19 protein-coding genes are annotated in these 24,936 nt (G+C 71.5%); 7 read left to right on the top strand and 12 right to left on the bottom strand.

Translation table 11 applies throughout. The annotated features are described in order from the left end of the window. Positions 1-36: 36 nt before the first annotated feature. The 3 genes from AC07A4_RS34280 to AC07A4_RS34290 all read right to left on the bottom strand — a co-directional run bounded on the left by AC07A4_RS34280 (position 37) and on the right by AC07A4_RS34290 (position 3,296). Positions 37-843: an ABC transporter permease gene (locus tag AC07A4_RS34280; protein ID WP_478606759.1), complete on the bottom strand. Its 807-nt coding sequence runs from the start codon at positions 841-843 to the stop codon at positions 37-39. A gap of 82 nt (positions 844-925) precedes the next feature. Next, entirely contained in the window at positions 926-1,963 is a 1,038-nt protein-coding gene (locus tag AC07A4_RS34285) for an ABC transporter ATP-binding protein (RefSeq protein WP_478606454.1), read from the bottom strand. Positions 1,964-2,078: 115 nt separating this feature from the next. Further along, positions 2,079-3,296, bottom strand: coding sequence for an NYN domain-containing protein (locus AC07A4_RS34290; RefSeq protein ID WP_478606456.1), 1,218 nt, complete (start codon positions 3,294-3,296; stop codon positions 2,079-2,081). A 338-nt stretch (positions 3,297-3,634) separates the two neighbouring features. Here AC07A4_RS34290 and AC07A4_RS34295 point away from each other — a divergent pair, with 338 nt between their 5' ends. Next, a complete protein-coding gene (locus tag AC07A4_RS34295; protein WP_478606459.1) occupies positions 3,635-3,808 on the top strand; it encodes a hypothetical protein in 174 nt (57 codons plus the stop codon). A 110-nt stretch (positions 3,809-3,918) separates the two neighbouring features. Here the strand turns inward: AC07A4_RS34295 and dnaE are convergent, their stop codons facing one another. Next, on the bottom strand, positions 3,919-7,464 hold the full coding sequence (gene dnaE, locus AC07A4_RS34300; protein WP_478606760.1) for a DNA polymerase III subunit alpha: 3,546 nt from the start codon (positions 7,462-7,464) through the stop codon (positions 3,919-3,921). A 172-nt stretch (positions 7,465-7,636) separates the two neighbouring features. On the opposite strand from dnaE, the gene AC07A4_RS34305 reads away from it, so the two are divergent. From AC07A4_RS34305 to AC07A4_RS34320, 4 genes are all read left to right on the top strand, one after another. After that, positions 7,637-8,965 (top strand): DUF2252 domain-containing protein, encoded by a 1,329-nt coding sequence (locus AC07A4_RS34305; protein ID WP_478606462.1) that lies wholly within the window; start codon positions 7,637-7,639, stop codon positions 8,963-8,965. 92 nt (positions 8,966-9,057) lie between these two features. After that, on the top strand, positions 9,058-9,741 hold the full coding sequence (locus AC07A4_RS34310; RefSeq protein WP_478606464.1) for a hypothetical protein: 684 nt from the start codon (positions 9,058-9,060) through the stop codon (positions 9,739-9,741). A gap of 40 nt (positions 9,742-9,781) precedes the next feature. Then, complete coding sequence (locus tag AC07A4_RS34315) at positions 9,782-10,600, top strand: thioredoxin domain-containing protein (protein WP_478606467.1); 819 nt, start codon at positions 9,782-9,784, stop codon at positions 10,598-10,600. Positions 10,601-10,746: 146 nt separating this feature from the next. Next, positions 10,747-12,435 (top strand): alkaline phosphatase D family protein, encoded by a 1,689-nt coding sequence (locus AC07A4_RS34320; protein WP_478606763.1) that lies wholly within the window; start codon positions 10,747-10,749, stop codon positions 12,433-12,435. 58 nt (positions 12,436-12,493) lie between these two features. Here the strand turns inward: AC07A4_RS34320 and AC07A4_RS34325 are convergent, their stop codons facing one another. Beyond that, positions 12,494-13,063 (bottom strand): dienelactone hydrolase family protein, encoded by a 570-nt coding sequence (locus AC07A4_RS34325; protein WP_478606470.1) that lies wholly within the window; start codon positions 13,061-13,063, stop codon positions 12,494-12,496. A 72-nt stretch (positions 13,064-13,135) separates the two neighbouring features. On the opposite strand from AC07A4_RS34325, the gene AC07A4_RS34330 reads away from it, so the two are divergent. Beyond that, positions 13,136-14,248: a mechanosensitive ion channel family protein gene (locus AC07A4_RS34330; RefSeq protein WP_478606472.1), complete on the top strand. Its 1,113-nt coding sequence runs from the start codon at positions 13,136-13,138 to the stop codon at positions 14,246-14,248. A 49-nt stretch (positions 14,249-14,297) separates the two neighbouring features. Here the strand turns inward: AC07A4_RS34330 and AC07A4_RS34335 are convergent, their stop codons facing one another. From AC07A4_RS34335 to AC07A4_RS34355, 5 genes are all read right to left on the bottom strand, one after another. Then, positions 14,298-15,884, bottom strand: a complete 1,587-nt coding sequence (locus tag AC07A4_RS34335) for a Na+/H+ antiporter (protein WP_478606474.1) — start codon at positions 15,882-15,884, stop codon at positions 14,298-14,300. A gap of 247 nt (positions 15,885-16,131) precedes the next feature. Next, a complete protein-coding gene (locus AC07A4_RS34340) occupies positions 16,132-16,602 on the bottom strand; it encodes a GNAT family N-acetyltransferase (RefSeq protein ID WP_478606476.1) in 471 nt (156 codons plus the stop codon). Then, positions 16,599-17,540 carry an RluA family pseudouridine synthase gene (locus AC07A4_RS34345; RefSeq protein ID WP_478606479.1) on the bottom strand — a complete coding sequence of 314 codons (942 nt, stop codon included), beginning with the start codon at positions 17,538-17,540 and terminating at the stop codon, positions 16,599-16,601. The genes AC07A4_RS34340 and AC07A4_RS34345 overlap by 4 nt, the downstream gene beginning before the upstream one ends. A gap of 81 nt (positions 17,541-17,621) precedes the next feature. Next, the gene (lspA, locus tag AC07A4_RS34350) at positions 17,622-18,227 is read right to left on the bottom strand and encodes a signal peptidase II (RefSeq protein WP_478606482.1); all 606 of its coding nucleotides are present in this window, start codon (positions 18,225-18,227) and stop codon (positions 17,622-17,624) included. A gap of 78 nt (positions 18,228-18,305) precedes the next feature. Continuing rightward, on the bottom strand, positions 18,306-19,454 hold the full coding sequence (locus tag AC07A4_RS34355; RefSeq protein ID WP_478606484.1) for a TraR/DksA family transcriptional regulator: 1,149 nt from the start codon (positions 19,452-19,454) through the stop codon (positions 18,306-18,308). 597 nt (positions 19,455-20,051) lie between these two features. Here AC07A4_RS34355 and ileS point away from each other — a divergent pair. Beyond that, entirely contained in the window at positions 20,052-23,195 is a 3,144-nt protein-coding gene (ileS, locus tag AC07A4_RS34360) for an isoleucine--tRNA ligase (RefSeq protein WP_478606486.1), read from the top strand. A 191-nt stretch (positions 23,196-23,386) separates the two neighbouring features. On the opposite strand, the gene AC07A4_RS34365 is transcribed toward ileS, so the two are convergent. After that, positions 23,387-24,541 (bottom strand): DivIVA domain-containing protein, encoded by a 1,155-nt coding sequence (locus tag AC07A4_RS34365; RefSeq protein ID WP_478606489.1) that lies wholly within the window; start codon positions 24,539-24,541, stop codon positions 23,387-23,389. Positions 24,542-24,587: 46 nt separating this feature from the next. Beyond that, positions 24,588-24,872, bottom strand: coding sequence for a YggT family protein (locus AC07A4_RS34370; RefSeq protein ID WP_478606492.1), 285 nt, complete (start codon positions 24,870-24,872; stop codon positions 24,588-24,590). Positions 24,873-24,936 lie beyond the last annotated feature (64 nt).

Here is a 24,936-nt window from a genome sequence, read left to right on the forward strand (position 1 = left end):
AACCTGGGAACCGCGCCACCGGACGGCGGATCGGCGTCAGCGCACGGCCGCGCGCCGGTACGCCCAGGTGGCGACGGCGAGCGAGGCCACGCCGACGGCGGCGCAGACCCCGAGGTCGAGCAGCACGACACCCCAGTCGGGGTCGCCACGGAAGGTGTGGGCGAGGGCCTCGACGCCGTAGGTGGACGGCAGCAGGTCACGTCCGTACTGGAGGAGCTCCGGCATCCGCTCGGCCGGGAGCACACCGAGGAGCAGTGCCGCGGACATGCCCATCTGGCCGAGCAGGGTGGCCAGTTCGGGCCGGGGCGCGAGCAGCCCGAGCGCGGCCCCGAGCCCGGCGAGCGCGGCTCCGGCGAGCGGGATCACCGCGGCGAGCACCCACAGGTGCGTCAGCGGCAGCCCGAAGAGCGCGCACCCGACGACGGCCGTGACGATCGTGCCGGGCACCGTGAAGGAGGCGTACGCGGCGGCGGCGCCGAGGACGACGGCGGCGGGCGGCACGGGCAGCGTGGCGTAGTGGTCGAGGCCGCCGTCGGCGCGCAGCTGGCCGAAGTACTGGGCGAGCAGGTTGAGCGCGACGAAGGCCACGACGAGGACGGCGGATCCCGCCACGACCGCGTGGGCCTCGCTGCCGCCGTCGACGACGCCGCGCATCAGGACCATGATCCCGACGGACTGGAAGGTGGCCACGAAGAGCAGCGGTATCCGCGCGACCCGGGCCCGCGAGAGCTGCGCGCGGTACACCGCGGCGAGGGCCGGGAGCAGCCGGGCCCGCGCCCCGAGGGGCGCCGCGACGTCGGTCACCGCCGCGCGGTCGTCCTCGGCCCTGACCACGGCCTCCAGGGGAACGGCACTCAACGGACAACCTTCCTGCAGACGTCCCGACGCTTCACTGCCCGGCCCCGCGCACGCGCGCCGCGGCCCTTCACGACTTCACCAGCCCGTCCCCGCCGCGCCCGCCGAGGGCCAGGTAGACATCCTCCAGGCTGGGTGTGGCCAGCGTGAAGTCGTCGAGCGCGGCGAAGGCGCTGCCGCCGGTGACCGCCGCGACCGCGGCCCGGGCCTCGTCCGGCGCGAGCCGAAGCGTCCAGCGCCGACCGGACTCCACGGCGGACGAGCGCAGGGCGGCGACCTCGGGCACGTCGACGGGTGCCCGCTCGCGCCACACGAGCTCCACCCGCACCTCGCCCGCGACCTTCTCCTTCAGCCCGGCGGGCGTGTCGCAGGCGATGACCCGGCCGTGGTCGAGGACGGCGACGCGGTCGAGGACGGTCTCGGCCTCGATGACGTTGTGGGTGACGAGCAGGACGGTCGTGCCGCGCTCGGCGCGCCGCCGGTCGACGGCGCCCCACACGGCGCGCCGGGCGACCGGGTCCATGCCGGTCGTCGGCTCGTCGAGCACGAGCAGGCGCCGCTCGCCGACGAGGGCGGTGGCGAAGCAGGCGAGCCTGCGCTGGCCGCCGGAGAGTTTCTTCAGGGGGCGCGCGGCGAGGTCGGTGAGCCCCAGCTCGTCGAGGACGGCGTCGCGCTGGGCGCGCGCGGGGGCCGCCTCCAGGCCGCGCAGGCGCGCGGTGGTCTCCACGGCGAGGGAGACGGTCAGCTCGTCCAGGGCGGTGGACTCCTGGCCGAGGTAGGCGAGCAGGCGCGCGGCCCGCTCGGGGTGGCGCACGATGTCGTGGCCGAGGACCTCGACGCCCCCGCTGTCGGGCCGCATCAGGCCGGTCAGCTGGCGTACGAGGGTGGACTTCCCGGCGCCGTTGGGGCCGAGGAGCCCGAAGATCTCGCCGCGGCCGACCTCGATGTCGACGCCGTCGCTGGCGCGTACCTCGGGCGTCGCGGGCCTGCCGCGCCGGCCCCGGGCGGCGGGATAGACCTTGACGAGGTCGCGCACCACGCAGACGGCATCACTGCCGTGCCCCTGCCGGAGCCCCCTTCGGACTGCCTGTGCCGCGCGCGTACTCACGAAGGACGAGGGTACGGGGTCGGGTGTCCGGCGGGGCGCGCGGGGCGTGTCTCACCCCCCGGCCGGGCGTGGCGCGGGCCCTTCCAAGGCGTCTACTCCGCCGCTCCGAAGGCGTCTACTCCGCCGCGGGCACGTGCTCCGCGGCGGTCCGTACGTCGATTTCGCGCCAGAATCCGGCACGGATCGCGTACCGGTCGTGCTCGTCGATCTGGTCGTCCTTGTGGGCGAGGAGGCCGAAGCGTGCCGCGTACCGCAGCAGTTCGCCGTCGATGCGGTGGGGGATGCGGGGGTACATCGTGGACAGCTTCTGCAGGTTGTGCTGCTCGGGCAGGCGCCCCATCCAGCGGCGCGCGAAGACCTGCCCCACCTCGTACGGATCGCCGCCGACCGTGGTGATGTCCTCCTCGCGGTCGGCCCAGCGCTGCTCGGCCGTGGTGAGCTGGGCGAGCGTGGGCAGCGCCGCGGCCTCGGCGGACTCGGCGGGGGTGCCGGGGCGGTCGATCCAGCCCTTGTCGGAGGACCAGCGCAGGGTGGCGCTCGGCTGCTCCTTGCCCGTCTGGACGGGGCCGGGGCCGCGCAGCGCGGCGAGGTCCTTGGGGGTGGGGACGCCCTTGGCGGCCCGGTCGCCGTTCTCCTGGGCGCGCGGGGCGGCGACCGCGTGCGGGGCGGCGGGCTGCTCGGCGGGCTCGGGGGCGGCGGTGAGCGCGGACTCGGGCAGGGGCGCGGAGAGGATCGCGGCGATCTCCGGGCGCGGGGCGGGCGGGGGCGCGCAGACGCCGCCGAGTTCCTTGGCGCGGACGGCCTTGGTGATCCAGACGCGGTCGAGCACGCGCCGCTCGTCGGCCTCGGCGACGAGGTCCTCGGACTGGTTGTAGTCGCCGTCGGCCGCCTGCACGGCCCACAGGTGGACGGCGACGCCGTGCTCCTTGGCGGCCATCATGCCGGGCAGCAGATCGCCGTCGCCGGTGACGAGCACGACGTCCGAGCAGGCGCGGTTGCGGGCGAGCTCGGTCAGCTCGGCGTGCATGGCGGCGTCCACGCCCTTCTGCGCCCACCGGCCGTCGCTGCGGGTCAGGGCGCCGAGGCGGACGGTCACGCGCGGCATGACGCGCAGCCTGCGGTGCTCGGGCTGCGGCACGCGGTCGGGGGCGCCGTCGAACCAGTAGATGCGCAGCAGGGGCTGCTCGGTGTCGGATTCGGCGCGCTCGCGCAGCCCCTGGATGAGGGCGGTGTGGTCGACGGTGATCCGGGACCGGGACGGCTCGCCCGCGAGGAGGCTCGCGGCGGCTCCCAACAGATACCCGGCGTCCACCAGGACGACGCAGCGGTCCATGCGATCCACCCTCTTTCCATGGTCTGCCCGGGTTCGCCGGATGAACCCGGCTCTCCCGGTTTCCTTGGCTGTGCCTGAAGGGTCCCGCGGCTCCCCCGGAAGGCCCCTCCGCGCCGTGGCCGAGAACCGGGGACTGGAAGTCACTTCGGGTTTCCTTCGAGTCTGCCCGACCTCGCGGAGGTTAACGGCCCGAACTCGATCTTCGGCGTGGCGTATCGGCTCCGTACCCCCCGGTGACCCGCATTACGCACGGTGATTGCCCGAAATGCGAGCTTGGTTCGATTATGTGAGTCTGGTCCCGTCCTGGCCCCCCGATCCTTCGCAGGAGGAAGATCAATATGGCCAAGAACAAGAATCGCAAGCAGGGCGGCCAGCAGCAGCGGGCGGCGGCGCAGCAGGGCTCGGAGCAGGCCCGGTCGTCCGCGATGGAGGCCGAGGCGAAGTCCGCCGCCGCGGCGAACCCGGGTGATGTCGCCCGCAAGCACCGCGAGCGCCGTTTCGGCCACAACTGACACGGGCTCAGGCACAGCTGAGGGGCGCACCCGATCCGGGTGCGCCCCTCAGTTCGCCCTTGAGCCGCGGGCCGCGCGGCCCGCCGGGTCTCAGCCGGCCAGTCTCAGCCTCAGCCCGCCAGGCAGGACGGGCCGAGCAGCACCTTCAGGTCGCCGAAGAGCGCCGGGTCGGGCTTCACGCGGTGCCGGTCGAGCCGGAGCACCGTGGTCTTCTGCGCCCCCTGGAGCTTGATCCGCACCTCGCTGTTGCCCCGGTGGTGGCTGAGGATCTCGCCGAGACGCGTGACCATCGGAGGGCTCACCTTGACGGTCGGGATGGTGATCAGGACCGGCGCGTTGGTGCCCGCGTTCGACAGGTCGGGGACCTGCATCTCCATGGCGACCAGGCGGGGCACGTCCTCGCGCTTGTCGAGGCGGCCCTTGACGAAGACGACGGCGTCCTCGACCAGCTGGGTCGACACCAGCTGGTAGGTGGCCGGGAAGAACATGCACTCGATCGAGCCCGCGAGGTCCTCGACGGTGGCGATGGCCCAGGCGTTGCCCTGCTTGGTCATCTTGCGCTGGAGGCCGGAGATGATGCCGCCGATGGTGACGACCGCGCCGTCGGAGAAGTCACCGCCGGTCAGCTGGCCGATGCCCGCGTCCGCCTTGTCCGAGAGGACGTGCTCCAGGCCGAACAGGGGGTGGTCGGACACGTACAGACCGAGCATCTCCCGCTCCTGGGCGAGCAGATACGTCTTCTCCCACTCGTCCTCGGAGAACTCCACGTCGAGGCCGAAGCCGGGCTCGTCGCCGCCGGACTCGTCGCCCATCCCGCCGAAGAGGTCGAACTGGCCCTCGGCCTCCTTGCGCTTGACCGCGACCACGTTGTCGATCATCGGTTCGTACTGCGCGGTCAGGCCCTTGCGGGTGTGCCCCATGGTGTCGAAGGCACCGGCCTTGATCAGCGACTCCGTGGTGCGCTTATTGCAGGCGGCGGCCTCCACCTTGTCCAGGTAGTCAGGGAAGGAGGCGTACTTTCCCTTGGCCTTGCGCGAGCGGATGATCGCGTCCACCACGTTCGTGCCCACGTTCCTGACCGCTTCGAGGCCGAAGAGGATCACGTCGTCGCCCTGGGCGGCGAAGTTGTGGACCGACTCGTTCACGTTCGGCGGGAGCACCTTGATGCCCATGCGGCGGCATTCGTTCAGATAGACGGCCGACTTGTCCTTGTCGTCCTTCACCGAGGTGAGCAGCGCGGCCATGTACTCGGCCGGGTAGTTCGCCTTCAGATACGCGGTCCAGTACGTGACCAGGCCGTACGCGGAGGAGTGGGCCTTGTTGAAGGCGTATCCGGCGAACGGCACCAGGACGTCCCACAGGGCCTGGATCGCGGCGTCCGAGAAGCCGTTCTTCCGGGCGCCCTCCTGGAAGATGGTGAAGTTCTTCGCCAGCTCCTCGGGCTTCTTCTTGCCCATCACGCGGCGCAGGATGTCGGCCTCGCCGAGCGAGTACCCGGCGATGATCTGGGCGGCCTTCTGGACCTGCTCTTGGTAGACGATCAGGCCGTAGGTGAGGCCCAGCGTCTCCTTCAGGGGCTCTTCGAGCTCCGGGTGGATCGGGGTGATCTCCTGGCGGCCGTTCTTGCGCTCGGCGTAGTTCGTGTGCGAGTTCATGCCCATCGGGCCCGGCCGGTACAGGGCCGAGACGGCGGAGATGTCCTCGAAGTTGTCGGGCTGCATCTGGCGGAGCAGCGAGCGCATCGGGCCGCCGTCGAACTGGAAGACGCCGAGCGTGTCACCGCGGCAGAGCAGTTCGTACGTCTTGGGGTCGTCGAGGGGCAGGGAGAGCATCTCCAGCTTGATGCCCTTGTTGGCCTCCACCATCTTGACGGCGTCGTCCATGATCGTGAGGTTGCGCAGGCCCAGGAAGTCCATCTTGATCAGGCCGAGCGACTCGCACTGCGGGTAGTCCCACTGCGTGATGGTGACGCCGTCGGTGTGCCGCACCCAGATCGGGGCGTGCTCGATGATGGGCTCGCTGGACATGATCACGCCCGCGGCGTGCACGCCCATCTGCCGGACCAGGCCCTCGACGCCCCTGGCGGTGTCGATGACCTTCTTCACGTCCGGCTCGTTCTCGTACATCGACCGGATCTCGCCCGCCTCGCTGTAGCGCGGGTGCTTGGGGTCGGTGATACCGGAGAGGTCGATGCCCTTGCCGAGGACGTCGGCGGGCATGGCCTTGGTGAGCCGGTCGCCCATGGCGTAGGGGTAGCCGAGGACGCGCGCGGAGTCCTTGATGGCGTTCTTCGCCTTGATCTTGCCGTACGTGCCGATCATGGCGACCTTGTCGGCGCCGTACTTCTCGGTCACGTACCTGATCACTTCGACGCGCCTGCGCTCGTCGAAGTCGATGTCGACGTCGGGCATGGAGACGCGCTCGGGGTTGAGGAACCGCTCGAAGATCAGCCCGTGCTCGATCGGGTCGAGGTCGGTGATGCCCATGGCGTACGCCACGATCGAACCGGCCGCGGAGCCTCGTCCCGGGCCCACCGCGATGCCGTTGTTCTTGGCCCACATGATGAAGTCGGCGACCACGAGGAAGTACCCCGGGAACCCCATCTGGATGATGATGTCCATCTCGTAGTCCGCCTGCTTCTGGCGGTCCTCGGGGACACCTCCGGGATAGCGGCGGGCCATGCCGCGCCGCACTTCCTCCTTGAACCAGGTGGTGTTGGTGTAGCCCTCCTCCGGGATGTCGAACTTCGGCATGAGGTCGCGCTTTTCGAACATGCCGGTGGTGTCGATCTGCTCGGCCACCAGGAGGGTGTTGCGGCAGCCCTCCTGCCAGGCGTCCGAGGAGTCGACGGCGTACATCTCGTCCGTGGACTTCAGGTAGTAGCCGGTGCCGTCGAAGCGGAAGCGGTCCGGGTCCGAGAGGTTCTTGCCGGTCTGGATGCAGAGCAGGGCGTCGTGGGCGGTCGCCTCGTGCGCGTACGTGTAGTGCGAGTCGTTGGTGACCAGCGGGGGGATGCCGAGCTTCTTGCCGATCTCCAGGAGGCCGTCGCGGACCCGGCGCTCGATCTCGATGCCGTGGTCCATCAGCTCCAGGAAGTAGCGGTCCTTGCCGAAGATGTCCTGGTAGTCGGATGCGGCCTTCAGGGCCTCGTCGAACTGGCCGAGGCGAAGACGGGTCTGGAGCTCGCCGGAGGGGCAGCCGGTGGAGGCGATCAGGCCCTCCGACCACTGGGAGATCGTCTCCTTGTCCATGCGGGGCCACTTCTGGAGCCAGCCCTCGGCGTACGCGTCCGAGGACAGCTTGAAGAGGTTGTGCAGGCCCGTCTTGTTCGCCGCCCAGATCGTTTTGTGCGTGTAGCCACCCGAGCCCGAGACGTCGTCCCGCTTCTGGTGCGGCTGGCCCCACTGGACCTTGCGCTTATTGCGCCGGGACTCCGGTGCCACATAGGCCTCGATGCCGATGATCGGCGTGACGCCCGCCTTCTGGGCGGTGTGGAAGAAGTCATACGCGCCGTGGAGGTTGCCGTGGTCCGACATGGCGATATGCGTCATGCCCATGTCGTTGCACGCCTGGAACATGTCCTTCAGCCGGGCCGCGCCGTCCAGGAGCGAGTACTGGGTGTGCACGTGCAGGTGCGTGAACGGCGGCTTCGACACGGCGTTGGCCTCCAAGGGAAACACGGGGCGACAGGCTGCGGGCAGTCTGGGGGGACAGCGTGGAAGTCTAGTCCGGGGCGCTGACAACGGCCGGGCACTCAGGAGTACGGTCGGGCGTTGGAACAGGACGGAACATCTGTCCCGTATGTCATGCACCAGGAGGCACCCCCCGATGCCGGTCCCGCAGCCCACCGCCGAGCAGCGCGGCGAAGAGGTCCTCGCCGTCTTCGACACCGCGTTCGGCGAACTGCTCGCCGCCGACCCCGCCGCGTTCCGCGTGAAGTTCCGCAAGATGGCGGCGTCCGCCTTCGCGTTCTACCGCGGCACGGCCTGCCTCTTCTACCACGACCTGGAGCGCGAGCAGCACACCGGTGCGTACGTGGACGACCGCACGGGCCGGGTGTGGATCCACGGCGACCTGCACGCGGAGAACTTCGGCACGTACATGGACTCCCAGGGCCGCCTGATCTTCAACGTGAACGACTTCGACGAGGCGTACGTGGGCCCCTTCACCTGGGACCTCAAGCGCTTCGCCGCCTCGCTCGCCCTGATCGGGTACACGAAGGCGCTGAGCGACGAGCAGATCACCGGCCTGGTGCGCACCTACGCGGCGGCCTACCGCACGCGGATCCACGACCTGGCCACCGGCGCCAAGAGCGAGGAGGTGCCGCCCTTCACGCTGGACACCGCCCAGGGCCCGCTGCTCGGCGCGCTGCGCGCCGCCCGCTCGCTGACCCGCTTCGAGCTCCTGGACTCGATGACGGAGATCCGCGACTTCGAGCGCCGCTTCGCCCCGGGCGGCGGCTCCATCGAGCTGGACGCCGCCACCCGCTACAAGGTCCTCGCCGCCTTCGACGGCTATCTGGAGACGCTCCCGGAGTCCTCCCTGACCCGCCCGGACTCCTACCGCGTGAAGGACGTGGTCGGCCGCCGCGGCGTCGGCATCGGCTCGGCCGGGCTGCCCTCGTACAACATCCTCCTGGAGGGCAACAGCGACGCGCTTGAGAACGACGTCGTGATCTACCTCAAGCAGGCCCAGACCCCGGCGGTCTCGCGGCACGTCACGGACCCCTCGATCCGGGACTACTTCCAGCACGAGGGCCACCGCACGGTCATCTCGCAGCGCGCCCTGCAGGCGCACGCCGACCCCTGGCTCGGCTGGACCGATCTTGACGGCGCGGGCCAGCTCGTCGCCGAGGTGTCGCCGTACGCGGTCGACCTGGACTGGTCGGACATCGACGACCCGGCGGAGATCGCCGCCGTCGTCGCCGACCTCGGCCGGGCCACCGCCACGATGCACGCGGCGGCGGACGACGAGAGCGGCCACTCGGACCTGGTGCCGTTCTCCACCGAGCGGGCCATCGACGCCGCCATCGCGGCCGACGAGGAGGGCTTCGCGGACCTGCTCGTGGACTTCGCGCACGACTACGGCACCCGGGCGCGCGCGGACCACCAGATCTTCGTCGACCTGTTCCGCAACGGGCGGATTCCGGGGCTGTAGGGGGCGAGGGCGGGGCCGCCCGGGCCGTCGTGCGATTCATAGGGACCCTTTAGGGGTCTCTTACGACGGCTCATGGCACACTCGCTTGCGCGATGGACATATCAGGGACCCAGATCAGAGTGGTGCGCGCGGCACTGTTCACGACGCTCGTCGTGCTGCTGTCCGCCGCGTCGCACATCCTGCTGTCCCGGGCCCCGCTGCCGCTGACCACCTGCCTGGCGATCACGGCCGGGGTCTATGTCATCGCCTACGCCCTCGCCGGGCGCGAGCGCGGCTTCGGCAAGATCGCCGCGCTGCTCGTCCCGCTGGAGCTCGCCGCCGACACGGTCTTCACCACGGGCCAGCACGTCTGCTACGGCCAGGCGGGCGGCCCGGTCGCCGGACCGCTGCGCAGCGTCGGCTTCGACGTGCTGTGCGGCGGCGGCAGCGTCGGCACCCCGCTGGCCCGCGTGGCGGGCGGCGAGAGCCAGGCCGCCGTGCTGCTCGCCGACGCCGACCCGGGCGCGGCCTGGCTGCTGCTCGGCGCGCACATCGGCGTGGGGCTGCTGGCCGCCGCCTGGCTGAGCCGCGGCGAGCGCGCCGTCGCCCAGCTGCTCCGCGCGGTGGCCGCCGCCACCTTCCGGCCGCTGCTCATCGCCGTCGCCGCGGTCACGGGCCACCTCGCCCCCGCGGGGCGCGCGCCGCGGCCCGCGCCCCGCGCCAAGGCCGCGCGCACCCGGCTGCTCGTGCACCACGTGGGACGGCGTGGACCGCCGTACTCGGCCGCTGTCGCCTGAGTACGCACGTCCACACCCTTCACACCCACGGAGAACCACCATGAGCAAGCGCAACAGCCAGGCCTCGAAGCAGGCGGCCCGCGAGCGGATCCGCGCGCAGCAGGAAGCCGAGCGCAGGCGCGACAAGCGCAAGCGGTCGATCCTCGTCGGCGCCTCCATCGTCGGTGTCCTCGCCATCGCGGGCGGCATCAGCTACGCCGTCGTACAGAACAACAAGCCCGGGTACTGGGACGACGCCAAGGACCAGAAGCTGGTCAAGCCCGCCAACACGTCGGGCAAGAACGGCACGACCGTCGTCATCGGCAAGGACAGCGCCAAGAAGACCCTGAAGGTCTACGAGGACCCCCGCTGCCCGATCTGCGCCAGCTTTGAGCAAAGCGTCGGCCCGACCGTCGAGAAGGACATCAAGGACGGCAAGTACAAGGTCCAGTTCGTCGGCGCCACCTTCCTCGACAACAACTTCCCCGGCGAGGGCTCCCGCAACGCGATGAGCGCGCTCGGCGCCGCCCTCAACGTCTCCCCGGACGCCTTCCTCGCCTACAAGAAGGCGCTGTTCTCGGCCGACAACCACCCGGCCGAGTCGGACGACAAGTTCAAGGACGACTCGTACCTGATCAAGGTCGCGGGCGAGGTGCCCGAGCTCAAGAAGAGCGCGGCCTTCAAGAAGGCTGTCAACAACGGCACGTACGACCGCTGGGCCCTGGAGATGTCGCAGGCCTTCCAGGACAACAAGGACGGCGTCGAGGGCACCCCGGCGTTCGTCATGGACGGCAAGCAGCTCAAGGGCGGCGACGGCCGCAACGCGCCGATGACGGTCAAGGACTTCGACAAGGCCGTGAACACCGCGCTCAAGGGCTGACCTGGAGTCATCTGACCGGGAGCCATCTGACCGGGATTCATCACGCAAGCGCAGTAGACGACTTGCGGAAGAGCGGGCGAACTTTTCGAGGGGCGCCCGCTCTTCGCCGTTACTGGTGCGTAGGGTTCGTCCTCGTGACCAGTCGCATAGACAACAACTCCGCCGCGCCCGCCGAGGATTCCGAGAGACCCCGGGCCGCCGCGCTCACGCCCCGCCGCCGCACGGTCGTCAAGGCCGCGGCCGCCACCGCCGCCCTCGCCGCCCCGCTCGCCGGCGCCCTGCCCGCGCACGCCGCCGAGGGGCCCGCCTTCCTGCACGGCGTCGCCTCCGGGGACCCGCTGCCCGACGGCGTCCTGCTGTGGACGCGCGTCACTCCGGTCCCGGACGCGCTGCCCGGCTCCGGCAAGGGTCCTGACGTGCGGGTGAGTTGGGAAGTGGCCGAGGACAAGGGGTTCACCCGGGTCGTCGGCCGGGGCTCGACCACCGCGAAGGCGGCCAGCGACCACACCGTCAAGGCCGATGTAAGGGGCCTGAACCAGGCGAGCACCTATTACTACCGCTTCTCCGTAGAGGGCGGGTCCACGGTGCACTCCCCCGTGGGCCGCACGCGCACCGCCCCCGCGCACGACGCCGCCGCGCCCGGTGTCCGCTTCGGCGTGGTCGCCTGCTCCAACTGGGAGGCGGGCTACTTCTCCGCGTACCGCCACCTCGCGGCCCGCTCCGAGCTCGACGCGGTCCTTCACCTCGGTGACTACGTGTACGAGTACGCGTCCGGCGGCTACGCCTCCACCCGCGGCCTCGTGCGCGAGCACCAGCCGAAGCACGAGATCGTCTCGCTCGCCGACTACCGCGTGCGGCACGCCGCCCACAAGACCGACCCGGACGCGCAGGCGATGCACGCCACCCACCCGGTCATCGCCATCTGGGACGACCACGAGGTCGCCAACGACGCCTGGTCGGGCGGCGCGGAGAACCACCAGCCGGAGACCGAGGGCCCCTGGGCGGCGCGCGTCGCGGCCGCCAAGCAGGCCTACTTCGAGTGGATGCCGGTGCGCCCGTCCACCGAGGGCACCGTCTACCGCAGGCTGCGCTTCGGCAAGCTCGCCGATCTGCACCTGCTCGACCTGCGCTCCTTCCGCTCCCAGCAGGTGAAGCCGGGCAGCGGCGCCGTGGACTCGCCCGAGCGCACCCTCACCGGGCGCGCCCAGCTCGACTGGCTGAAGGCGGGCCTGGCCTCGTCCGACGCCGCCTGGAAGCTCGTCGGCACCTCGGTGATGATCTCGCCGGTCGCCTTCGGCTCGCTCCCGGCGTACCTCCTGGCGCCGCTCGCGAAGCTGCTCGGCCTGCCCAAGGAGGGCCTGGCCGTCAACACCGACCAGTGGGACGGCTACACGCACGACCGCAAGGAGCTCATCGGGCACCTGCGGGACAAGGGCGTACGGAACACCGTGTTCCTGACGGGCGACATCCACATGGCGTGGGCCAACGACGTGCCGGTCACGGCCGCCACGTACCCGGCCTCGCCGACGGCCGCGACGGAGTTCGTCGTCACGTCCGTGACGTCCGACAACATCGACGACTACCTGAAGGTGCCGCCGCACACGCTGTCGCTGGTCGCGGCCGCCGCCGTCAAGGCCGCCAACCGCCATGTGAAGTGGCTGGACATGGACTCCCACGGCTACGGCGTCCTCGACGTGACCGCCGAGCGCTCGCAGATGGACTACTACGTCGTGTCCGACCGCAAGGACCCCAAGGCGACGTCGTCCTGGGCGCGTTCGTACCGCACGCTCAGCGGCACGCAGAAGGTCGAGCGGGTGCACGCGCCGGTGCGCTGACACGCCGACGGCCAGGGCCGCGCGCGGCCCTGGCCGAGGGTGCGGTGAGAGGGAGCCGCTAGAGGGTCTCCAGGAACCCGAGGGCCGTCCGCCAGGTGGCCTCGGCGGCCGTGGCGTCGTAGTCGTCGAGGTCCGGGTCGGTGTACAGGTGCCCGGCCCCGGCGTACCGGTAGACCTCGACGTCCGCCCCGGCCCGGCCCATCTGGAGGTACCAGGCGCTCAGCCAGTCGTCGGTCTCGAACGGGTCGGGCTCGGCGACGTGCAGCTGCACCGGCAGGTCGTCCACCGAGGCGTTCTCCGCGATGTCGGACGTGCCGTGCAGGAGCAGCAGGCCGCGCGCCTTGTCGTCGCCGAGGGCGAGCGTCTGCGCGACCGAGGCCCCGAAGGAGAAGCCCGCGTAGACGAGGCCCCGCTCGGAGTACGGCGCCGCGGCCAGGACCGCCCGCTTCAGCAGCTCGTCCCGGCCGAGCTCTTCCTGGTGGGCCATGCCCTCCTCGACGGTGTCGAAGACGCGCCCCTCGAAGAGGTCGGGGGTCCACACCTGGTGGCCCGCCTCGCGCAGCCGGTCGGCCGCCGCGCGCACCGCGGGCCGCAGCCCGTACGTCGAATGGAAAAGCACGATGTTCATGAGCCCATCGTGCCACTTGAGCACCGGGCCTCCCCCTGCGCTCCGCCGTCGGGTCCCCCTACCCTCGAAGGCATGGAGAACGTCCTGCGCCCGTTGATCGTGGTCGGCGCCTCGGTCGTGCTCACCCTGGCCGTCGGCTGGCTGGTGGACTCGGCGCTGCGCCGGGCCGGCGACCGGCAGCCCGAGCGCGCGCTGTGGAACCTGCTGCGCCGCTGCCGCCTGCCGCTGCAACTCGTCCTGTGCGCCGCGCTGCTGCGCGGCTCGTACAGACAGGCGGAGATCGCCGAGAGCCACTCCGCGGGCATCGGCAGGCTCCTGACACTGGTGCTCATCGGCTCGGTGGCCTGGCTCGCCGTGCGGATCTCGGCGGCCATAGTGGAGGCCTCGTACGCCCGCTACGCCACGGTCCACCGCGACCCGGCCCGGGTGCGCCGCGTCCGTACGCAGGTCACGCTCATCCAGCGGGTCGTCGCCGCGGTGGTCGGCGTGGTGGCGGCCGCCGCGATGCTGCTCACGTTCCCCGCGATGCGGGCGGCCGGGGCCTCGCTGCTCGCGTCGGCGGGCATCCTCGGCATCGTCGCGGGCATCGCCGCGCAGTCCACGCTCGGCAACCTCTTCGCCGGGCTGCAGATCGCGTTCGGCGACATGGTGCGCATCGGCGACACGGTCGTCGTGGACGGCGAGTGGGGCACGGTCGAGGAGATCACGCTGACGTTCCTCGCCGTGCGCACCTGGGACGAGCGGCGGATCACGATGCCCGTCTCGTACTTCACCTCGAAGCCGTTCGAGAACTGGTCGCGCGGCGGCGCCCAGATGACCGGCACGGTCTTCTTCCACCTGGACCACACGGCGCCGCTCGCCTTGATGCGCGAGAAGCTGCACGAGGTCGTGCGCGACTGCGCCGCCTGGGACGGCCGGGACTGGGGCCTCGCGGTCACCGACACCACGCCGAACACGATCCAGGTGCGCGCGCTGATGACCGCCAAGGACGCCGACGACATCTGGGCGGTGCGGGTCGCGGTCCGTGAGCAGCTGGTGGCCTGGCTGGCCGAGCACCATCCGTACGCGCTGCCGCGGGTCAACACCGCGTGGGCGGAGCTGCCGCCGGACGGGGCTGGCGGGGCGGACGGGGCTGGCGCCGGGCGCCCGGCGCCGCCGCCGGTACCGCGCACCGGACGTGGCTGAGCGCTGAACCAGCGGCCCGCGCGGGCGCCAGGGCGTCCGGCGTCCGGCGTCAGCGCAGGCTGCGCACGTCGAGCTGGTGCAGCACCCGGTCCACGACCTCCGGGTCGGAGCCGGGCTCGCTGCGCGCGGCGAGGACCTCGTGGCGGGCGGCCGACATCATCTCGCGCTGGATGCGCTGGACCGCCTTGAAGCGGTCGGCGCGCTTGGCGTACCGCTCGCGCCGCTCGTCGTCGACGATGTCCGGGCTGATGCGGGCGCCGATGTCGAAGGCGCCGCGCAGGAGGCGCTCGGACAGCTCCTCGGGCAGCTCCTCGACCTCCTCGATCTCCCGCAGGCGGGCCTTGGCGGCCTTGGCGGCCCGCAGGGCGAGCGCGCGCTCCAGGGCCCGCTCGGCGTCGGTGTCCGCCCGCACGCCGAGCCGCTTGACCAGCCACGGCAGGGTGAGGCCCTGCACGACGAGCGTCGCCATGATCACGCAGAAGGCGATGAAGACGACCTCGTCGCGCCCCGGGAACGGCGCCCCGTCGTCCGTCTTGAGCGGAATGGCGAGGGCGAGCGCGACCGACGCCACGCCGCGCATCCCCGACCACCACATGACGACGGTCTCGCGCCACGTGGTGGGGATCTCCTCGTCGACGTCGCGCCGCTGGTGCAGCCGCTTGGCGAGCCAGGTCGCGGGCAGCAGCCACAGCAGGCGGACGCCGACGACGACCGCCACCACCGCCGCGCCCCAGCCGAGCATCTGCCACTCGCGGCCCTCGGAGGTGCCGAAGACGTTGTGCAGTTCGAGCCCGATGAGCCCGAAGGCGACGCCGGTGACGAGGGTGTCGACGATCTGCCAGAAGGACTGGCCGGTGATCCGGCCGAGCACGTCGTCGGCGTCGACGGCGTGCTCGGCGAGGTAGAGCGCGGTGGTCAGGACGGCGAGGACGCCGGAGCCGTGCAGTTCCTCGGCGAGTACGTACGCGACGAACGGCACCAGCAGGGTCAGGCCCGTCTGCAGGACGGCGTCGGCGAGCAGGCCCATGAGCTTGTTGGTGAGCCAGCCGAGGGCGAGCCCGACGGCGACGGCGACGACCGCGGAGAGCACGAGCTGGCCCGCCGCCGACGGCCAGGAGAAGGTGCCGCTGACGGCGGCGGCGATGGCCACGTGGTAGAGCACGATGGCGGTGACGTCGTTGAAGAGCCCCTCGCCCTCCAGGATCGACACCAGGCGGCGGGGCAGCCCGAGCGAACCGGCGACGGCGGTGGCGGCGACCGGGTCGGGCGGGGCGACGAGCGCGCCGAGCGCGAGGGCCGCGGCGAGCGGCAGGCCCGGCACGACCGCGTGCGCGACGGCCGCGACCGCCGCCGTCGTGACGAAGACCAGGGCGACGGCGAGCAGCAGGATGGGCCGGATGTTGGCCGCGAACTGCCGCCAGGAGGTGCGCTGCACGGCGGCGTAGAGCAGCGGCGGAAGCACCAGCGGAAGGATGAACTCCGGCGGGATCTCGACGTTGGGCACGAAGTCCAGGAAGGCGAGGACGATGCCCCCGAGCGTCATCAGGACGGGCGCGGGCAGGCCGAGCCGGTCCCCCAGCGGCACGGTCACCACGGCCCCCAGCAACAGGACGAGCAGCAGCGCCAGTTGGTCCATGGGGCACTCCGGGGGCCGGGGCTTGGGCGATCAGGACCCCAACTGTGCCATGGATCGCGGCAAATAGGGCAAACCACCCACTTCCCCGCTCGGCCGCAAGGCGGTACGGCCGCGCCCCAAAGGGGCGCGAGGAACCGCGCGACCAGCCACGACGAGCCCGCGGCCGCTCAACGGCAGGGCGCGGCGCGGCCCGCGGACGCTCAACGACGTCACGAGGCGCAGCCAGCGCAGCGCTGACCGCGAAACGCTAGCGCAGCGCCTTCCGCATGGCCCGGTGCGGGATTCCGGCGTCGGGGAACTCCGGACCGTACACCTCGTACCCCAGCCGCTCGTAGAACCCCAGGGCGTGCGTCTGCGCGTGCAGGTCGACCGCGTGCAGGCCGAGGCGGCCCGCCTCGGCCTCGATGGCCCCCACCAGCGCGGCGCCCGCGCCGAGCCCCCGCGCGGAGCGCAGCACGGCGAGGCGGCCCAGGGCGCCCACGCCCGCGTCCCCGCCGTTCTTCACGGCCGCCGCCTCGCCGGTGAGCAGCCGCCCCGTCCCGACCGGGCTCCCGTCGTCGCCGCGCACCGCGAGGACGTGCACCGCCCCCGCGTCGTACGCGTCGTACTCCAGGTCCTCGGGCACGCCCTGCTCGGTGACGAAGACCTCCTTGCGCACCGCGAAGCAGGCCTCCAGGTCCTCCTGGCCCGCCGCGACCCGGCAGGTCACCGCGGTCACTGGCTCTCCGCCCGCACCCGGTCGAGGGCCTGCTGGAGGTCGTCGGGGTAGGTGCTCTCGAACTCCACCCACTGGCCGTCCCCGGGGTGCTCGAAGCCGAGGCGCACCGCGTGCAGCCACTGGCGGGTCAGGCCCAGGCGCTTGGCGATCGTGGGGTCCGCGCCGTACGTCATGTCGCCGACGCACGGGTGGCGGTGGGCGGCCATGTGGACGCGGATCTGGTGGGTGCGGCCCGTCTCCAGCTTGATGTCGAGCAGGGAGGCGGAGCGGAAGGCCTCCACCAGGTCGTAGTGCGTGACCGACGGCTTGCCCTCGGCGGTGACCGCCCACTTGTAGTCGTGGTTCGGGTGGCGGCCGATGGGGGCGTCGATCGTGCCGCTCATGGGGTCGGGGTGGCCCTGCACCAGTGCGTTGTACCGCTTGTCGACCGTGCGCTCCTTGAACTGGCGCTTCAGCGACGTGTACGCCCGCTCGGACTTGGCGACGACCATCAGGCCGGAGGTGCCCACGTCCAGGCGGTGCACGATGCCCTGGCGCTCGGCGGCGCCGGACGTCGAGATGCGGTACCCCGCCGCGGCGAGGCCGCCGATCACGGTGGTGCCGGTCCAGCCGGGGCTCGGGTGCGCGGCGACGCCGATGGGCTTCACGATCACGACGATGTCCTCGTCGTCGTGCACGATCTCCATGCCCTCGACGGGCTCGGCGACGATCTGCACCAGCGCGGGCGCCTGCGGCATCTCCACTTCCAGCCAGGCGCCGCCGTGCACGCGCTCGGACTTGCCGGCGACCGCGCCGTCGACCAGCACCTTGCCGGCGGCCGCGAGCTCGGCGGCCTTCGTACGGGAGAACCCGAACATGCGCGAGATGGCGGCGTCGACGCGCTCGCCCTCCAGGCCGTCGGGCACGGGCAGGGTACGGATCTCGGGAATCGTGCTCACCCCACGAGTATGCAGGAGGGGTCCGACACTGCCGTACCAAAGGCCCCGCGCACGGCTCTGTGCACGGCCCCGCGGAGCGGGTCAGTCCTTGTGCACGGTCCCGTCCGGGTCGAGGCCGCGGAAGGAAAGCAGCACGATCAGGATGCCGCCGCAGACGATCGCGGAGTCGGCGAGGTTGAAGACCGCGAAGCCCTTCGGCGCGATGAAGTCGACCACCGCGCCCTTGAACACGCCGGGCGAGCGGAAGATCCGGTCGGTGAGGTTGCCGAGCGCGCCGCCGAGCAGCAGGCCGAGCGCGATCGCCCAGGGCAGGCTGTACAGCTTGCGCGCCAGGCGGGCGATCACCACGATCACGGCCGAGGCGATCACCGTGAAGATGATCGTGTACGCCTCGCCCATGCCGAAGGCGGCGCCCGCGTTCCGGATCGCGTTGAAGCGCAGCAGGTCACCGACCACGTCGATCGGCTCGTGGTGCTCCAGCTTGGCGACCACGATCATCTTGCTGATCAGGTCGAGGGCGTACGCGAACAGCGCCACCCCGAACAGCACGGCGATCTTGCGCTTGCCCTTGGGCTTCGGCTCGTCCGCCGCCGGCTCCTCGGAGCCGGGCCGCTCCGCCCGCTCGGGCTCGTCCCCCGCCGTCTCAGGGATATCCGGCGTACCGATGATGCGCTCCGCCTCTGCCACGTGAGTCCCTCAACCTAGGTACCTGACTGGGGACGAGGGTACGGCACACGCGTACGGGCCAGCGTGCCCAGGAGGCCCTCAGGAGCGCCGCTCCTGCTTCTGCTTGCACTCCACGCACAGGGTCGCGCGCGGGAAGGCCTGCATGCGCGCCTTGCCGATCGGGTTGCCGCAGTTCTCGCACAATCCGTACGTGCCCGCGTCCAGGCGCTCCAGGGCGCGCTCGGTCTGCTCCAGCATCTCCCGCGCGTTGGCGGCGAGCGCCATCTCGTGCTCGCGCGTGATGTTCTTCGTGCCGGTGTCCGCCTGGTCGTCGCCCGCGCCGTCCCCGGAGTCCCGCATCAGGCCCGCGAGGGACGTCTCGGACGCCTCGATCTCGGCCCGCAGCCGCATCGACTCGGCCATCAGCTCGGTCCGCGCCTCGGCGACCTCGGCCGGGGTCCACGGCTCCTCGCCGGGCCGCACCGCGAGCTCGCCGGGCGCGGCGGCCGCCCGCGCCTTCGGCACCGCTCCCGGCTGCCGCGCCGTCGTCGCCGTGCCCGGAGTCTTCTTCGCAACCACCGTCGTGGCTCCCGTCGTCTCCGCGGCCTGAGCCGCATCCTCGGCCGCGGGGGCGGCCGTCTTCTTGGCCGTACGCTTCCTGGCCTCTGGGCCCTTCGCGGCGGTCCTGCTGCCGGCCGCCGTCTTCTTGGACGCAGCGGAGGCGGGTGCCACCTGGCCGGACCCCGCCTCGGAAGCCACCTCTTTCGCGGCGGCCGTCTTCTTGGCCGCCGACTTCTTGACGGCGGCCTCCTTGGCCTCGCTCTTGGTGGCGGCGGCCTTCGTAGGGGCGGCCTTCGTGGCAGCGGTCTTCTTAGAGGTGGTCTTCGCAGCAGCGGTCTTCTTAGAGGCGGCTTTGGTGGCTTTAGTGGCCTTGGTGGCCTTGGCGGCACCCTTCTGGGGAGCCGCTTCCTCGGCGGGTGCCTTCTTAGCTGGCGTCTTCTTGGCGGTGGCCGCCTTCTTGCCCGCGGCCGTCTTCCCCGCGGCGGCCTTCCCCGCGGACGCCTCTCCGGAGGACTTGGCCACGGTCTTCTTGGGGCCGTCGGCCGCGGCGCCCGCCGCCTTGCCCGCCCGTACGGACTTCACCGCGCGAGCGGCCTTGCCGCCCGCTCCCGCGGCCGCTCCGCCGCCCTCCGCGCCTGTGGATCTGCTGGACGCCGACTGCTGTACGGCGGTCTTCTTCGCCACCATGGCCGCGGCCCCTTCACATATTGTGATCTTGCTCGCGAATCGTGCTGGGACGATAAATCGACTCCACGCCCGCGGCAACGGGGCACGCCGCCCGATGCACCCGCCCCACGGGCGCCGCGCGGCGAGCCTTCATGCGTTGTGCCCAGCTCCCCGCCCCGTAATCCGCCGTCCGGGGCGCACCGGGACGCGTCGGCGCACGTCTCGCCATTCGGGTCAGTACGGCTCCCGCGCCCCGCACCCCACGGCGCCCGCCGAAAACCAGTCGGCCGCCCCTCCCCGGGCGCCGTACACTGGCTGGAGCGAGAAGCGTGGATGGGGCCGAGTAGCGGCGTACGCAGCCTTGAGCGACCCGGGGACGGTGAGAGCCCGGGGGCGAGCGCGACGTGAAGATCACCCCGGAGCCGCCGGAAGAAAGCCGCAGCCAAGCGCCCACCGGGCCGGGCGGCGGCGAGTAGAACCGGCATCGCGACCCCAATGAGGGGGCCGTCCGGCGCGCGACCTGCGCACGACGGCCAAGGAGGGTGGTACCGCGGGAGCGCGACAAGGCTCTCGTCCCTCCGACGGAACGGAACGCACGTCCGCCGGAGGAAGCGCGATATGACGCCGCCGCAGTACCGCCAGGTACCCGCCCAGGTCGACCTGCCCGCCCTCGAGCACGCCGTGCTCGACTTCTGGCGCGAGCAGAAGATCTTCGCCAAGAGCCTGGAGCAGTCCGAGGGCCGCCCCGAGTGGGTGTTCTACGAGGGCCCGCCCACCGCCAACGGCATGCCGGGCGCCCACCACATCGAGGCCCGCGTCTTCAAGGACGTCTTCCCGCGCTTCCGCACCATGCGCGGCTACCACGTGGCGCGCAAGGCCGGCTGGGACTGCCACGGCCTGCCCGTCGAGCTGGCGGTCGAGAAGGAGCTCGGCTTCAACGGCAAGAAGGACATCGAGGCGTACGGCATCGCCGCGTTCAACGCCAAGTGCCGCGAGTCCGTGACCCGCCACACCGACGCCTTCGCCGAGCTCACCACCCGCATGGGCTACTGGGTCGACCTGGACGACGCCTACCGCACCATGAACCCGGAGTACGTGGACTCCGTCTGGTGGTCCCTGAAGGAGATCTTCAACAAGGGCCTCCTCGTCCAGGACCACCGCGTCGCCCCCTGGTGCCCCCGCTGCGGCACGGGCCTGTCCGACCACGAGCTGGCGCAGGGCTACGAGACGGTCGTCGACCCGTCCGTCTACGTCCGCTTCCCGCTCACCGGCGGCCCCCTCGCGGGCGAGGCCGCCCTCCTGGTGTGGACGACGACTCCCTGGACGCTGGTGTCCAACACGGCCGTAGCCGCCCACCCGGACGTCACCTACGTGGTCGCGACCGACGGCAAGGAGAAGCTGGTCGTCGCCGAGCCCCTGGTGGAGAAGGCCCTCGGCGAGGGCTGGGAGACCACGGGCCAGACCTTCACGGGCACCGAGATGGAGCGCTGGACCTACCAGCGCCCCTTCGAGCTCGTCGAGTTCCCCGCCGAGGCCCACTACGTGGTCAACGCCGACTACGTGACCACGGAGGACGGCACCGGCCTCGTCCACCAGTCCCCCGCCTTCGGTGAGGACGACCTCAAGGTCTGCCGCTCCTACGGCCTGCCCGTGGTGAACCCGGTCCGCCCGGACGGCACCTTCGAGCAGGACGTCCCCCTGGTAGGCGGCGTCTTCTTCAAGAAGGCCGACGAAACGCTCACCCAGGACCTGGACGACCGCGGCCTGCTCTTCCGGCACATCGCGTACGAGCACAGCTACCCGCACTGCTGGCGCTGCCACACCGCGCTCCTCTACTACGCGCAGCCGTCCTGGTACATCCGCACCACGGCCATCAAGGACCGCCTCCTTGAGGAGAACGAGAAGACCAACTGGTTCCCCGACTCGGTCAAGCACGGCCGCTTCGGCGACTGGCTGACCAACAACGTCGACTGGGCGCTGTCCCGCAACCGCTACTGGGGCACCCCGCTGCCCATCTGGCGCTGCGAGGAGGGCCACCTCACCTGCGTCGGCTCGCGCGCGGAGCTCACCGAGCTGACCGGCACCGACCAGAACGCCCTCGACCCGCACCGCCCGTTCATCGACGACGTCACCTTCACCTGCACCCACGAGGGCTGCGCCCTCGAAGCGGTGCGCGTACCGGAGGTCATCGACGCCTGGTACGACTCGGGCTCGATGCCGTTCGCGCAGTGGGGCTACCCGTACCAGAACAAGGAGCTCTTCGAGAGCCGCTACCCGGCGCAGTTCATCTCGGAGGCCATCGACCAGACCCGCGGCTGGTTCTACACGCTGATGGCGGTGGGCACGCTCGTCTTCGACAAGTCGAGCTACGAGAACGTCGTCTGCCTCGGCCACATCCTCGCCGAGGACGGCCGCAAGATGTCCAAGCACCTGGGCAACATCCTGCAGCCGATCCCGCTGATGGACCAGCACGGCGCGGACGCGGTGCGCTGGTTCATGGCCGCGGGCGGCTCGCCGTGGGCGGCCCGCCGCGTGGGCCACGGCACGATCCAGGAGGTCGTCCGCAAGACGCTCCTGACGTACTGGAACACGGTCGCCTTCCAGGCGCTGTACGCCCGCACGTCGAAGTGGGCCCCCTCGGACGCCGACCCGGCGCCCGCCGACCGCCCGCTCCTGGACCGCTGGCTGCTCAGCGAGCTGCACGCGCTCACCGACCAGGTGACACAGGCCCTGGAGGCCTACGACACCCAGCGCGCGGGCAAGCTCCTCTCGGTCTTCGTCGACAACCTCTCCAACTGGTACGTCCGCCGCTCGCGCCGCCGCTTCTGGCAGGGCGACGCCGCCGCGCTGCGCACCCTGCACGAGGTCGTCGAGACGGTCACGCGCCTGCTCGCCCCGCTGACGCCGTTCATCACCGAGCGCGTCTGGCAGGACCTGGTCGTCCCCGTCGTCCCGGACGCCCCGGAGTCGGTGCACCTGGCCACCTGGCCCGAGGCCGACCTGTCCGCGATCGACCCCGAGCTTTCGCGGCAGATGGTCCTGGTCCGCCGCCTGGTGGAGCTCGGCCGCGCCTCGCGCGCGGAGTCCGGCGTCAAGACCCGCCAGCCGCTGTCCCGCGCGCTGGTCGGCGCCACCGGCTTCGACGCCCTCGGCGACGAACTGCGCGCCCAGATCACCGAAGAGCTCAACGTCTCCTCCCTCGCCTCGCTCTCCGAAGTGGGGGGCTCCCTGGTCGACACCACCGCCAAGGCCAACTTCCGGGCCCTGGGCAAGCGGTTCGGCAAGGGCGTCCAGGCGGTGGCCAAGGCCGTCGCCGAGGCCGACGCGGCCGCGCTCTCCCTCGCCCTGCGCGAGGGCACGGCGTCCGTCGAGGTCGACGGCGAGACGGTGACGCTCGCCCCTGATGAGGTCATCATCACCGAGACCCCGCGCGAGGGCTGGTCGGTGGCCTCCGACTCCGGTGCCACGGTCGCCCTCGACCTGGAGCTCACGGACGAGCTGCGCCGCGCGGGCCTCGCCCGTGACGCGATCCGCATGATCCAGGAGGCCCGCAAGAACAGCGGCCTCGACGTCGCGGACCGCATCGCGCTGCGCTGGACGTCGGCGGACGAGGCCACGGTCACGGCCCTCACGGACCACGCCGCCCTCATCGCCGACGAGGTCCTGGCCACGGACTTCGCCTCCGGCGACGCGGACGACAGCTACGGAGAGCCGGTCAAGGACGCCTCCCTGAACCTGACGTTCCGCCTCCGCAAGGCGTAACCCCGGACGACCGAAGGCCCGGCCCCGCCAAGCAGCTTGGCGGGACCGGGCCTTCGTCATGTCCCGCGCGCCACCGTGGGCCGCACCCACCCGGTCCGCCCTCGTGACAGGAGACACAAAAGGGCGGAGCCCCCGGGAATCCGGGGGCTCCGCCCTGAACGCTGCCGACGCCTATGGCGTGGTGTGGCCCGTCAGTTGTCGTCCTCGTCGATGAGGAAGCCGCGCATCGGGGACGGAGCCTGCTGCATCGGCGGCTGGCCCTGCGGCCGCACCGGCGCCATCGGCTGCGTCATCGCGGGCGACATCTGCTGCTGCCCGCCGTAGGACGGGGCACCCGGAGCCGGGTTGCCGCCCATGGACTGGTTGCCGCCGTAGGACGGGGCACCCGCACCGGCCGAGGCCATCGAAGGCGCCGGGGACGGCGGCAGCGAGGCGGTCGCCGGGGTGCGCGGCGGGGCGAGCGAGTCGTCGGCCTGGGTCTCCAGCTGACGCAGCTGCGACTCCAGGTAGGACTTCAGACGCGTGCGGTACTCGCGCTCGAAGCCGCGCAGGTCCTCGACCTTGCGCTCAAGCGTGGCGCGGGCGGACTCAAGCGAGCCCATCGCGACGCGGTGCTTTTCCTGCGCGTCCCGCTCCAGGGCGTCGGCCTTGGCACGGGCGTCACGCTCGAGGCCCTCGGCGCGCGAACGGGCCTCGCCCACGATCTTGTTGGCCTCGGAACGGGCCTCCGCGATCGCCTGGTCGGCGGTCTGCTGGGCGAGCGAGAGGACACGGGCGGCGCTGTCGCCACCGGGGCCCTGGCCGGGCTGGGGCATCTGCGGACCGTGGCCGCCCATGGGACCGCCCATCGGGCCGCCCATCGAACCCTGGCCCATCGGACCCTGGCCCATGGGGCCCTGGCCCATCGGACCGGGACCCATCGGGCCCTGGCCCATCTGGCCCGGACCCTGCGGACCGCCCTGCGGGCCGTGCCCACTGGGGCCCGCGGGCAGCTGCGGGGCACCACCGGGAAGCTGGGGGGGACCGCCCATCGGGCCGCCCATCTGCTGCTGCGGCGGCACCGGCTGCGGACCAGATATTGCGGCGGGCACGGGGGCTCCGGGACCGCGCTGGTCCTGGGGGCCGCCCTCGGGGCCCTTGCGCATGCCGCCCTGCTGCTGGTTCTGCGCGGCGGCGCGGGTGGCCGCGGCCAGCTTGGCGCGCAGGTCCTCGTTCTCGCGGAGCAGGCGGGTCAGTTCGGCTTCGACCTCATCGAGGAAGGCATCGACCTCGTCCTCGTCATAGCCTTCTCGGAGGCGGACGGTCGTGAACTGCTTGTTCCGCACGTCCTCGGGGGTCAACGGCATCTCTTCACCTCAACGTAGTCGTCGGCATTCGGCAAGACCGTATCGTTCACAGCCGGCTCACGACGGTGATCAGGATGTAGACGATGATCATCAGTACGAAGAAGGACAGGTCGAGCGCCACGCCGCCGAGACGCAGCGGCGGAATGAACCGCCGCAGAAGCTTGAGCGGTGGATCGGTGACAGTGTAGGTGGCCTCCAGAACGACCACCATCGCCTTGCCGGGTTGCCATGAGCGGGCGAACTGGAAGACGTAGTCCATGACCAGCCGGAAGATCAGCACGATGAGGAAGCACATCAGCGCGATGTAGATCACTTGCAAGACCACGCCCATGTCCGCGTTTCCCTCTCCCCTGCATCTGGTCGCATCCGCGCTGTATCTATCCGGTACTGCTGCT

The organism is Streptomyces sp. NPDC043996, from assembly GCF_056435225.1.